The 12,432-nt window shown below is 41.3% G+C and carries 12 protein-coding genes; 5 read left to right on the top strand and 7 right to left on the bottom strand.

The features are described from left to right. The first annotated feature begins 63 nt into the window (after positions 1-63). From EHQ62_RS07390 to EHQ62_RS07380, 3 genes are all read left to right on the top strand, one after another. The gene (locus EHQ62_RS07390) at positions 64-378 is read left to right on the top strand and encodes an LIC10235 family protein (RefSeq protein ID WP_015678495.1); all 315 of its coding nucleotides are present in this window, start codon (positions 64-66) and stop codon (positions 376-378) included. 140 nt (positions 379-518) lie between these two features. Continuing rightward, the gene (locus EHQ62_RS07385) at positions 519-1,298 is read left to right on the top strand and encodes a hypothetical protein (protein ID WP_135641704.1); all 780 of its coding nucleotides are present in this window, start codon (positions 519-521) and stop codon (positions 1,296-1,298) included. Between the two features lie 89 nt (positions 1,299-1,387). After that, positions 1,388-2,752, top strand: coding sequence for a FliI/YscN family ATPase (locus EHQ62_RS07380; RefSeq protein WP_135641557.1), 1,365 nt, complete (start codon positions 1,388-1,390; stop codon positions 2,750-2,752). A 151-nt stretch (positions 2,753-2,903) separates the two neighbouring features. Here the strand turns inward: EHQ62_RS07380 and EHQ62_RS07375 are convergent, their stop codons facing one another. Further along, entirely contained in the window at positions 2,904-6,050 is a 3,147-nt protein-coding gene (locus EHQ62_RS07375) for a SpoIIE family protein phosphatase (RefSeq protein WP_167482856.1), read from the bottom strand. Between the two features lie 82 nt (positions 6,051-6,132). On the opposite strand from EHQ62_RS07375, the gene fliJ reads away from it, so the two are divergent. Continuing rightward, positions 6,133-6,732, top strand: coding sequence for a flagellar export protein FliJ (fliJ, locus tag EHQ62_RS07370; protein WP_135641555.1), 600 nt, complete (start codon positions 6,133-6,135; stop codon positions 6,730-6,732). After that, positions 6,732-7,382: a periplasmic-type flagellar collar protein FlbB gene (locus EHQ62_RS07365; protein WP_135641554.1), complete on the top strand. Its 651-nt coding sequence runs from the start codon at positions 6,732-6,734 to the stop codon at positions 7,380-7,382. Before fliJ ends, EHQ62_RS07365 begins: the two co-directional genes overlap by 1 nt. 83 nt (positions 7,383-7,465) lie before the next feature. On the opposite strand, the gene EHQ62_RS07360 is transcribed toward EHQ62_RS07365, so the two are convergent. The 6 genes from EHQ62_RS07360 to whiG are packed head-to-tail and all read right to left on the bottom strand — an operon-like array spanning position 7,466 to position 12,339. Then, positions 7,466-8,023, bottom strand: coding sequence for a guanylate kinase (locus tag EHQ62_RS07360; protein ID WP_135641553.1), 558 nt, complete (start codon positions 8,021-8,023; stop codon positions 7,466-7,468). Then, positions 8,020-8,304: a DUF370 domain-containing protein gene (locus tag EHQ62_RS07355; protein WP_015678489.1), complete on the bottom strand. Its 285-nt coding sequence runs from the start codon at positions 8,302-8,304 to the stop codon at positions 8,020-8,022. The genes EHQ62_RS07360 and EHQ62_RS07355 overlap by 4 nt, the downstream gene beginning before the upstream one ends. Before the next feature lie 12 nt (positions 8,305-8,316). After that, entirely contained in the window at positions 8,317-9,192 is an 876-nt protein-coding gene (locus tag EHQ62_RS07350) for a hypothetical protein (protein WP_135641552.1), read from the bottom strand. A gap of 45 nt (positions 9,193-9,237) precedes the next feature. Beyond that, positions 9,238-9,528 carry a hypothetical protein gene (locus EHQ62_RS07345; protein WP_135641551.1) on the bottom strand — a complete coding sequence of 97 codons (291 nt, stop codon included), beginning with the start codon at positions 9,526-9,528 and terminating at the stop codon, positions 9,238-9,240. A 12-nt stretch (positions 9,529-9,540) separates the two neighbouring features. After that, positions 9,541-11,532 (bottom strand): FapA family protein, encoded by a 1,992-nt coding sequence (locus EHQ62_RS07340; protein ID WP_135641550.1) that lies wholly within the window; start codon positions 11,530-11,532, stop codon positions 9,541-9,543. A gap of 6 nt (positions 11,533-11,538) precedes the next feature. After that, complete coding sequence (gene whiG, locus EHQ62_RS07335; protein ID WP_012387953.1) at positions 11,539-12,339, bottom strand: RNA polymerase sigma factor WhiG; 801 nt, start codon at positions 12,337-12,339, stop codon at positions 11,539-11,541. Positions 12,340-12,432: the final 93 nt, after the last annotated feature.

The raw sequence follows: 12,432 nt of genomic DNA, 5'->3' as shown, positions 1-12,432 counted from the left end.
TAGGCCAAGGGTTTTCCCTTCGTCAAAAAAAATATAAAATTAGTTTAAAGGAAAAAGAAAGCTATGGAACCACAAAAAGTAGGCCCAGGACAAATCGATAAAATTGCAGATGATCTTAAAAAAGACCCTGAGAAGTCGATTGGGAATTATCTTTTCAAAGGATTCAGAATCCAAATCTCCAAGTACAAAGCATCTGGAGCGGAGAGAGTTCAACAACTTTACAAAAGAAGAAGAGCGCAAGGTCTATGCATCGTTTGTGGTACAAAAGTAACTCGTAAGAACCCGGTAACAGGCATTCTTTACAGACTTTGTGATACTCATAGAGCAGAAATCGACCAAAAGAATAAAGAAAAAGCGAAAGCAAAAAAAGGAAAATAATTCCTTTTCTATCTATTTTTCTAACTGAAAGGGGACGTTGGTCCCCTTTTTTGTTTACAGACACTTCTTACCACTTATCCTCATTTCCTATGAAAACTCTGTTACCCATTGTCCTTTTTGCTGCTTTTGGTTGTTCACAAATGATTTGGCGTGATGCAACATTAGCAGAAGAAATTTCACCAAGCAATGACCCAAATTTCAATTTAGTCCTAACGGTCCATTTCCAAGAGAAAGATTCTTGGAACCCAATGAATGGAACCACTGACAAACGAAATTACCAAAGTAAAATCAAATTGGTGCAAAATGAAAAAACTGGTGGGAAAGTGATCCGAGAGTGGGAACTCCCTTCTTGGTCCTTAGGAGATGGAATTTTTTACCATACCCAATCCAAATCACTGTTTGTGCTCGTAGGAAAAGATGATGAATACGGAACATTAAACCAAACCCTTTCCATTTACCCGGAATCTGGGGGTGCTTTTTCTTTCCCGGCCACACCAGAGAAAAAAATCATTTTCCAAATGGCTCCTTCACCAAATGGAAATTTGGTGGCGCTTGTCACAGCGAACCCAACGGGAGAAGGGGAATTTACGGAATTTGAATTGAACCTACTCCAAGTCTCAGACAAAAAAGTCCAAACCTATCCCATCAGTTTTTGGACAGCCCTACCCCTTTACGGAATCCGATGGTCGGAAGATGGACAAAATTTATTCCTTCGCACTCCAGACAAAATCCTCGTTTGGACGGGAAAAGAACTGAAAGAAGCAAAATCCTTTCCCGATTGTTATACCGTTTCTACCAATTTCGGGAAATGGGCCTATGAATCAGCAAGTATGGGGGAAGGTGGGAATGTGGTCCTCGGGAAAAAACTCCCCTCCCCCAAACAAATTGCAAACCTAGACCAAATCAAACTTTGTCGCTAAACAATCCAGAAAGGGGTATGTGGATTCGTTCCTGGCCTCAATTCGCTTGATTTAATTATGTCACATGATTGGATGAGTGAAAATCGTCCATGATCGAAAAGAAATTCACAGAACAGATCGATGCCATTTCGAAATATCTCAATGTCGTCGAAAAAATCGAACCCATTCGTAAGAGTGGGGTCGTTGTTTCTGTTGTGGGCAATGTCATTTATTCACAAGGCCCACCGGATTCCAAAGTGGGTGAGATCTTAGAAGTCGAAAGAGGTTCTGACAAAGGTTATCTTCCTTGTGTTCTTGTTGGATTTAAAGACCACCTCTACACCTTAATGCCATTAGGTGATACACAAGAAATATTCCCTCATGCTTTTGTGTTTTCTTCTGGGAGACAAATCACTTTGAATGCTGGACCAGAACTATTGGGCCGAGTCTTAAATGGACTTGGGAAACCAATTGATAGCAAAGGGATCCTCATTACCAAAGAAGAAAGGGCATCTGAACCAAGGTTCTTAAATCCTCTCGATCGACCACCCATCACGGAGATTTTAGAAACAGGAGTCCGCGCCATCGATGGGATGTTAACGGTTGGTCGCGGGCAAAGGATTGGTATTTTTTCGGGATCTGGAGTTGGTAAGTCAAGTTTACTCGGGATGATTGCCCGTTATACGAACGCCGATGTCAACGTAGTGGCACTCATTGGAGAAAGGGGACGTGAGGTAAATGAGTTTCTCCATGTTGAACTTGGGAAAGAAGCATTAGCAAGATCGGTTGTTTTTGTTGCTACCTCTGATTCTTCCAAAATGGAACAAGTGAGTTGCGCAAACCTGGCATGTTCGGCAGCAGAATACTTTCGAGAAAAAGGGATGTCTGTCAATTTGTACATGGATTCCCTTACAAGGTATGCAGAAGCTTTACGAGAATTGTCCATCGGGGAACCCGTCGTCACCAAAGGGTATGCTTCTAGTGTGTTCACCAAAATGGCAAAACTTGTGGAACGTGCAGGAACATCACATAACGGTGGTTCTATTACTGGATTTTATACCGTGTTAACGGATGCCGAAGACGACATGGATGATATCGTAGCAGATAAGGTTCGTGGGTTTATCGATGGGCACATTGTACTCACAAGAAAACTTGCAGAACAAAGCCATTACCCGGCCATCGATGTCCCTTCTTCTTTATCGCGGTTGATGCAAAAGATTGTAAATGAAGACCATTATATGCGTGCATCCATTGTGCGCGAACTCATCTCCAAATACAAAAATTCTGAAGACATCATCTTACTCAATGCCTACGTAAGAGGGGCTGATGAAAAAATTGATATGGCAATCGATAAAAAATCCGAAATCGATGATTATTTACGCCAAAGGATTGAGGAAAAATCTTCGTATAACGAAGCCATCAAACGATTAGAGCAGATATTACAATCTTCCTCTCGAAACGAAGACGAATTTTAGTCACGCATAGGATTGAATTCAAATGAATCATTGATTTGAATAAACTTTTCAAATCCAAAGGATTTTACTTCAATTTCTACTGGTTTAGTACCATATTTCATTTTCTTTCATCGAAAATCATTGACTATGTGAATCAAAACTAGGGAACCAATCACTCTATTTCTAAAATCACAAGTGTGACGTCATCATCTGGCGTCCGGTCTCCAGTAAACTCCTTGATTTTTTCAAGTAACAACCGTTTGGATTCAGTTAATGGATAACCGCTATAACGGTTTGACAAAGACTCCCAGTTTTCTTGGCCAATCATTTCTTTCTTCGCATTGGTTGCTTCGGTGATCCCATCCGTATACAACACAATCCGATCACCTGATTGGATTTTCATATGGTCTTCTTGGATATCAAGTTCTGGAATCCAACCAATGAGTTTTCCTTGTGGCATACTGAGTTTGGCTTTTGATTCACCTTTTCGATTTAAAATGAGAGGGGGATGTCCGCAGCGTGCATGAATCATTTCCTTGGTTTCTAAATTGATGTACACATAGGAAGCTGTGACAAAGGCACCTTTCATTTTTCCAAGTAAGGTGGAATTGATTTGGTTAAGAAGTTGTGCTGGTTCTTTCGCAAGTCTCACTTGTGTGGAAAAAGCGATTTTTAACATCGCAGATACAAGAGCCGCAGGGATCCCGTGGCCAGAAACGTCAGCGACAAGAACACCTAACTCTGTTTCGGAAATGGCATGGAAATCAAAAAAATCACCCCCAATGCTATCCATCGGTTCGTAATAAAACTCAGTTTTGATCCCTACAACATTCGGTGCCTCTTCCGGCAAAATGGAATATTGGAGTTTTCTTGCCAGGCCCAATTCATTTTGGATGGCGATAAATTTGTTTTGTTCTTCGACTGCTTTTTTTAAGGTGATGAGATTTTTTGCCCGAGAGATTAACTCACGTTTGTCGAAAGGTTTTGCTAGATAATCATTCCCACCTGCTTCTAAGGCAGCAATGATATCAGCAATTTGATTTTTAGCAGTTAAAAACAAAATTGGGAGTTGGTATAAGGAATAGGACTCACGTAATACTGTACACACATCATAACCACTCATCCCTGGCATCATAATGTCGAGTAACATCAGTTCAAAAGGCCCTTCATCCCGAACAAGGCGAATCGCATCCACACCATTTGCCGCTTCACTCACATCACAGCCAATCAGTGTTAAATGATTTTTTAAAACCTGACGATTAATGGGTTCATCATCTACAACGATGACTTTTAATTTTTCACCTTCAAATTCTTCCTCGGCATCTTCGATTGGTTCAAATTCAAAATTATCCCCACCAAACCACATCTCGTTCTTTTTGATCTGTGGTTTTTCCATTGGGATTTCCCCTTCCCTGGCAAGGGGCAAGGAAAACGAAAACTTAGAGCCCTGTCCAGGAGTCGATTCTACCCAGATGTTACCACCATGTAGTTCCACCAATCTTTTGGAAATGGCAAGCCCAAGCCCTGTCCCACCAAACTTACGTGTGGTGGATGCATCCACTTGTTCAAAGGATCGAAAGATATCACCAAATTTATCTTTTGGAATACCGATCCCCGTATCGTTTATGGAGATGACAGCCATTTTGTCTACAATCTCACAAGAAACTTCAATACGACCTTTCTCCGTAAACTTAATTGCGTTTCCAATTACATTAAATAGAATCTGTTGGAGCCGTGCTTCATCCCCTAAAATTGGGGGAAAATCGATGGGCACATTGTTTCTGACAGTTAAATTTTTAGTCACATACAAAGGTCTTGAGATCACAAGCACAAAATCACAGATTTGGTGCAGGTCAATTGCCTTCAGGTCCAAATCTAAATCTCGGTTTTTCATTTTAGAAAAATCCAAAATATCATCCACAAGTGATGATAACCGTTTCCCGGAACTTACAATCATTCCTAAATTTTGCCTTTGTTCTTGGTTCAGTTTCCCACCTATCCCATCAAACATTGATTCGGCGATTCCTATGATCCCATTGAGGGGAGTTTTTAATTCATGGGACGTATTGGCTAAAAATTCATCTTTTAATTTGTCGAGTGCAAGCAATCGTTTGGATAAGGTTTCGACTTCAGAAAAAGCTTTGCTAAACCTTCTAGAGAGTGTGAGAGATTGCACAAGGATAAATACAAAAATACCAATTGGGATTGCTTCCACAGAATAAAAAATCTGATTTGCATTTAATAAATCTACGAGGGCGGCACTGGCAACTGTACAAATACCCACCAAAAACAAAAACCCGCTTTCTTTTTTATGAAAGGCTGCTCGGAATACACCTTGCAAAATCATCAAAATCCCAAACAAAAATACGATTTGAAAATAAGTATTTAGCTCGGTGTAGACGTTAGTTGGTAAAATGATTAAAAAAGAAATGAATAAAAGTGTAGGAACTAAAAGTAAACGGTGCATCCATTTCGGATAAAAATCAGGATAAAACTCTCGAAAAAAAGCAAAGAATAAATAAGGGGAAAGATAAAAGGTAAAGTATTCAATGCGTAAACATACATTCCAACTCAAGATTGGAGTGAGTTCATTGAAGATAAATCGTTCTCCGGTAAACAAAGTCCTAAGTGCCAAAAGCAGTGCAGCAAATCCAAATAACAAATTTCCTTTGTCTGTGCGCCTAAAATAAAATAATCCAAAATGGTATAAGGCGATGATGAAAACAGAACCCGCCAAAAACAAAGAAGAAGCTAGGTCTGCTTCACTTTCTTTGTACAATTTGTTCCACTCACCCATGTAAGGTGGTTCCCACATCCCACCTTTCGAATGGTGGAAATTTGAAATCTCGATGAGGAGTTCATTGGAACCTTCTTTCCAAGGGAGTGGGTACAATTGGAAAACATAGGATGGGTCTGATTCAGACCTAGTTTTGCCAACAACTCCTGACGATCCAAGTACGGTCCCGTTCCAAATCACCCGTGAGGCGGTGGCAACATCCAAAATTTTAATCCCAAAGACTTGGTCTTTTTCCACGAATTTTGGTTTTTGCAAAACAAGCCGGTACGTGCCATACCCTTCCCCCGATCCTAGGACGGAATTCCAAATCCCAGGAACCTTTAAGGTCTCGTGGGACCTAGTCCTCTCTTCGGTTTCCGACAAAAAAACACGGGGGTAAAACTCCCAATTTCCTTCTAAATGGATGGGGGTCCCCTTACTGTTTTCTATGAGCTCACCAAGTGGGGTGGCCAAAACAGGGGAAAAGGAACCTAAAACCTGGCCGAAAAGGAATAGGAAAAGATGTAAGTATTTATGGGACAATATTCCAAGAATTACGTATTTTTTTAAAAAGACGAGTAAAAAAGAGTACAAAAATTATTTAGAACCGAAGAAATAGACAGCTGTGAAACGATTTCGGTTTAGTTTGGAAACGGTTTTAAAGCTACGGAGCCTCAAAGAAGAGGAAGAAATCCGGCGTTTGTCCCTCGTTGTCTCCAAACTCAATGCATTGATTTCCGAAAAAGAAAATAATCAAAAAGAAATCCAATCTTCCTACGAAGCCATTCTTTCTTCCGCCAAAGTGGGAACCAGTTTATCTGATTACCTCTCCATCGAACAATACATCAAGGGTCTCATACGCCGTAATGAAGAAATCGACCACCGCATAGAAAACCAAACACATGAAGTGAATTTGGTTCGGAAAGATGTGATGGTAGCAAGGATGAATAAAAAAGTTATCGAAGTATTAAAAGACAAACGATTTCTCGAATGGAAGAAAAAAAGGAATCGAATGGAACGAAGAGAAGTGGAAGAGTTTAATTTCCACTTAAACAAACAGACATTATTCGAATCACCAGAAAGTTTTGGACCGAAAGCTTCCAAAAAAATTCCAAGGACATTCAAAATTTTAAATAGAGAAGATGGTGGAGACGAACTAACTTCCGACTTTAAAACTCTCCGCGATTTTTACGAAAAATATTATTTAGGACAAGGCAAATCATAATGGCAAGTGTAACAGACAACACAAGATCCTTCTTTTTGATTGTATTGATTTTTTTCCTGATAGCGATTGGATTTTTTGTTTTTGACTATTTCCAAGTCATTAACGCGGAAGACTACTTACCTTTCCTAAAAAAACAAGCAGGTCTAGTCAACCAAGACCTACTTTCTCCAACCGAGTTAGAAAAACTGGAAATGGAAAAAGCAAAAGAACGTCTCATTGCAGACAGAGAAGAATTGGAACAAATGAAACGTGAGTTAGAAGAAAAATCTTCTTCTCTCAATGCAGACAAAGAACGATTGGAAGAACTCAAAGAAGGGATCCAACGAAAAGAAAAAGAAATGGCGGAGAAAGCCAAAAAAGACAATGCTCGTGCAGAAAAAGTAAAGGTTCTCGCAAACAAAGTTGCCAACATGCCTCCCGAATCCGCAAGAGATATGCTCATCAACTGGCCTGATTATGATATCATCGAAGTTTTTGAACAAATGGACCGTGATGCCGAAGAAGAAGGAAGGCAAACCATCACAACGTATTTGCTCACTTTGTTTCCAGCGGAAAGAAGGTCTGTCATTTCCAACAAATGGTTGGATGCAGGAGCAAAAAATGTTCCAAACTATGGTAAAAGTATCGATGAAGAAAACGACGAACCATAATTTCCCAAGGAGTTAGATTCCGATTCTATCTCATTTGAATCACTCGGATGAGCCCAAACAATGATTTGATGGTGATTATCTTTTTATTTGCCACAAAGGATGGCTTTCACTTCTTTGATTGCATCCTCTAAAATATCGTTCACAACCACATAATCGAAGCTAGGTGCTTCATCCAATTCATTGATCCCATTTTCAATTCGTTTTTCAATACTCGTTTGGGAATCTGTACCACGCCGGATGAGTCGTTCAATCCAAATCTCACGGCTTGGTGGTTCGATGAATATGGTCACCGATTCTGGCCTTAGGGCTTTGACAGATTTGGCACCTTGGACATCTAAATCAAGAAGTGCCACGCGGTGTTCCCTTATGGCATCAAGGATTGGCCCCTTGGGAGTTCCGTAATAATTGCCATGCACTTCCGCCCATTCATAAAACTCACCATCTGCTATTTTTTTTTGGAATTCTGGGACGGTTAAAAAGTAATAGGTTTTCCCTTCTTCATCGCCTGGCCTAGGAGCCCTTGTTGTACAGGAAATGGAAAAATAAAACTCTGGGTTTTCTTTGAGAAGTGCTTGGATGATGGTGGATTTCCCACCTCCTGCCACTGAAGAAATGATGTATAAATTCGGAATCGCTTTCAATCTTCTGACTCCTCTTCCCCTTCTCCAATGTGGTTGTCACCAGTCTCCAAACGTTTGGATAAACTTTCAGGGCGGATGGCAGAAAGGAGGATATGGCCGGAATCCAAAACGAGAACAGACCTCGTTTTTCGACCACAGGTCGCATCAATCAGACGGTTCTCGGATTTTGCTTCTGTCCGAAGGCGTTTGGCTCCCGCCGAATCGGCTATGAGGATTGATAGGATCTTCGATACAAAAACAACATTCGAAAATCCTACATTGAGAACCGGAAACGAAGACATGGAAACATATTTTTAGATTCTTCTGGATCGATCAAGTCGAATCGTTTCAATCAAATGAATTTCATGGATGCCAATATTCATCGCTTCCGAGATTTCATCGTGTTTGTATCCCTTTTTGATGAGATGAACGACTTTATCAATCTTTGTTGCGGATGGAGGTAACTCTTCCAATGCAGATTCGATGGAAAATTCAACTTTATCAAGATTCATCCTTTGGTAAGAAGCAAACGCAGGGTCATTTGCTTTGGAGACTTCATTTAAGAATTCTCTTTTTTTTGTACCTTCTTTGATTTCATTTCGTATGGATTCGGATGGTTTTTCTTCCGTGAATGGATTTCCACCCACCGTATAATTCATCTTAGGTTGAAACGTTGGAACTTCTAAATTTTCAATCGCTTCTTTGGAAGGCGTATTTTGAGCTTCCATTCCAAACATTCCTTTCACTGCCTTCCCTAGTTTCCCAAAGGCTTGGTTCACAGCACCTTCGGTTGTTTCTGCTTCATCAATGGTAACAGGGATTTGGTTTGCTTGGTAAATTTTACCGATGCCTGTCCTTTGTTCTTTGGTATCTAGGAGAGGTTCCTCTGTCTCGATAGTAGAAGGAACTAACTCTGATTTCATGGAGAGTCCTTGGTTTTGGTAGTGTTTGAATTCTTTTACCAATGCCTCACCCTTCTCCATCATGGAACGTAAGGCAACCATCTTTGATTCGATGATGCTTACGGTTGCATCTAACTCCCGTATGGTTTCTTGTGTGGCCATGTCAATGGCTCGATTTAATTTTTTATCGTAGTATTCGCTGACTGCTTTTTGGACTTTTGCTGAGATGAAAACATACATCATCCCACAGAATAATAAATTGATCAAAACAAGAGAAAAAAGCTCCATATGTTTCTCCTAAAGAACATTTCCAACAACATTCCGTAGAAAAAATTAAGCTTTTGAATCAAAACGAGACCCACGTTCCAAATTGGGACGATTGTAGATAATCCCTTCTTTGGAATACGCAAACACCGAATTTTCTTTGTCTTGTTTCGGTTTTGCGGCCGAACCTTGGTATCCTGATTTTGTCTCTGGAACCGTTTGGGCTCGGTTTTGTGTTTGGATCACAACCTTTTGCAATTCCACCACCTGGTTTTGGTGGGTGAAGGGATTTTCAGCCTGAGCCCTACGTGCAAAATCGTAGTGGTGGGCGATACTTGCGAAATTTTCGTTGAGTATCATCTGGCAACCCTCCTAGTTCTTAGACTTACCACGCCCTCTCTTTTTTCTCCAGTCATTTTTTGTTTCATCTGGGTCTTCGTAAGGCATGCTACGCACTTGGGACTCTTCTTCGTAGAAAGTTTTGGCCTTGGTTTCGTGTCGTAGTTTGAAATCAGCGTTTCGGATCCGGATGGTGACCCCAGGGAAAATGGTTTTTTCAACAGAAATACGGCCATTGGCTGCCTGTTCATCCATGTATTCGGTAAGGGTTTGGATGTCTTTACTCGCCTCTGCGATCCGTTTTTCGAGTTTTTTTGTCCCTGCTTCCAATTTCTGCAAATGGGCATCTTGTTCAGCAGTGAAACTTGCAGGGTCGGCTTCTTTGCGTGCTTTCAGAGTGCGCATGGTCTTTGTGAGTTGGTCGAGTTTGTCTTGGTTTTCTTTTTTCTTCTCTTCAAACTCACTGATCTGTTTTAAAATCTTGGGATTGTTTCCCACAATGAGATCGGTTTGTGGGTTTGCTTGGGATCCAATGATTTTTGCGGATATAAGTTGGGCGGCTTGGATGGTCCCCCCTACAATTTGGCCCCGTTTCCCTTTGCAGGAAATTTTTCCGCCTGCCATCAGGTGTGAATGCAATATCCCTTCTTGTACAATGATGTCTTTTTCCGTGATGCAGGTTGCGTTCTGGATGAACTTGGCGACGATGTTCCCACCTGTGGACTCCACACGCGCCTCCTCACGCCCTGTGACCCCTTGGCGGACGATGATGTCACCGTCGGCTTCCACAATGGCCTTTTGGACGGTTCCATAAATTTCAATATTGCCTGCTGCCTTGACCGAATAATTGTCTTCGACGTTCCCTGTGATGATGATGGAGCCAAGGAAGGTTACATTTCCCGTTCGAACTCCCACATCCCCATTGATGCGGTATACGGTTTCCACAGAGAGGCGACCCGCAGCGTATAACACCTGTCCGTTGACTTCGGCAGTGAGACGCATTTTGTCTTCGGAAAGGATGGTTCCTTTTCCTTGTTTCAGTTCTGTGTCGAGTCCGTCTTTTGCTGGTAAAACCATTCCAAATAAATTGCGACCAAATTTTCCTTTCTCAGCAGGGATCTTTTCAGCTAACAGCTGTCCTACGACAACGTTTTCGATCATATCCAAATCTTTGTAGTCCACACGACCCGATTGGTCTTCTTTGAAGTTGATTTTCTTTTCTGTGCGGACGTAGTATTTGATCTCGGCATTTTTCCCATTCACAGGGAAATCACCTTCTGCTCCAATGAATGGTTTGTTATGGATTTCTTCGTCAAGGGCTTTGCGGATCTCGTCTTCTTTCAGTCCGTGTGCAACACCCATCCCTTTTAAAGCGGCAACGATGTCAGACACTTCTAAATCTCGTCCTCCTGGCCTTGCAGGAAAAACTGTCACAAAAGCACGCATATTCTCTTGGGCAATTTCCACATTGCAACTAGAATCATTCCCTGCTTTTGGTTTTTGGTTGGAGATGAGGACGGGCTCTCCCTTTTTCTCTTTTAGGATTTTGTTGATTAGGTTTTGGTCAACACCTGCGACACCACGAAACGAAAGTTTTTTGGAAACGTCCGCCATTGTCATCTCGAGGCCTTCGCCGGAAGGGGGATAAACTGTTAAAAACACACCCGTTCGGTAAATTTTGACAACCACTCGGCCGTCTTTGTTTTTCGGTGTGACAAGTTCCTTTAACTCTTTGGATACTAATTTTCCACTACCACCTGTTAGGTGCTCATCTAATAAACTGAGTTCATCGAGTAACATGTCATCTGGGATGACAGAAGCACGGATATGGTAAGGTTCAGAAAAAAATAAAGATTTTTTCCCACGTTTTAAAACCGTATAATCGATTTCGTGGACTTTGCGGCCGAGGTGACTCGAAGCAATGGCAAGACACTCTTCGATGGTATCCGCAATGACTTCCACTTGTTCTTTTTCCTTACGATCGAACTCTTTTAGTTCCTCTGTAAGAAATTCGGTGAGTGACATTGCCGATTACCTTTTTTGGATCGCTGATTTGACTTTGGAGAGTTTGCTACGAAGCCTTGCGACAGCTTTGGTGTGGAGTTGGGAGATCCTAGACTCAGTGACTTCTAACACTTCCCCAATCTCTTTTAAGGTCAGGTCTTCGTAGTAATAGAGTACGATGACTTTTTTTTCTTTTTCTGGAAGGGATTGGATGGCTTCCACAATGACGTTTTTAATCTCTTCTTTTTCGATGATATTGTCTGGGTTCATATTCATCGGAGATTCCAAAGTTTCCATAAAGGAAACTTCATCGTTCTCATCACCGAGAAACCAAATATCATTTAGAGAAACAAGGGATGTTCCAGAGAGTTTCGCAAGTAGGGAATTGTATTCTTCCATGGAGACGCCGAGTTCTTTGGCGATCTCTTCATCATCCACTTTTTTGCCCTCTTTGTTTTCAAGCATGGCAATGATGTTTTCGAGTTGTTTTGCTTTTTGGCGGATGGAGCGAGGGATCCAGTCCACACTTCTAAGTTCATCAAAGATGGACCCACGGATACGGGTCATGGCATAAGTTTTGAATTTGATTTCACGAGAAGGGTCAAACTTCTCAATGGCATCTAACAGACCGAAGACGCCATAACTGACGAGGTCTTCAAATTCCACATTCTGTGGCATTCCGATCGCAATCCGCCCGGCCACGTGTTTGACGAGAGGTGAATATTTTTCAACAAGATAACTTCGGATTTCCGCGTCCTTTTTGACACGGTATTGTTTCCAAAGATCTGTCTCATCAAACTGATTGTATTTGTCTAGCAATCTTGACATTGGGAACCAGGGTATGGGATCTCTTTACTTTATAAATCGTAAAAAAATCAAAATTACAAGAGGATTTTTTCTTATGTCCTCTAAAAACGGTAA

It is taken from the genome of Leptospira jelokensis (assembly GCF_004769635.1).
GTDB classification, from domain to species: Bacteria; Spirochaetota; Leptospiria; order Leptospirales; family Leptospiraceae; genus Leptospira_A; species Leptospira_A jelokensis.
The sequence above is the reverse complement of the archived record's forward strand: the minus strand, read 5'-3'. Positions and strand labels throughout refer to the sequence as shown.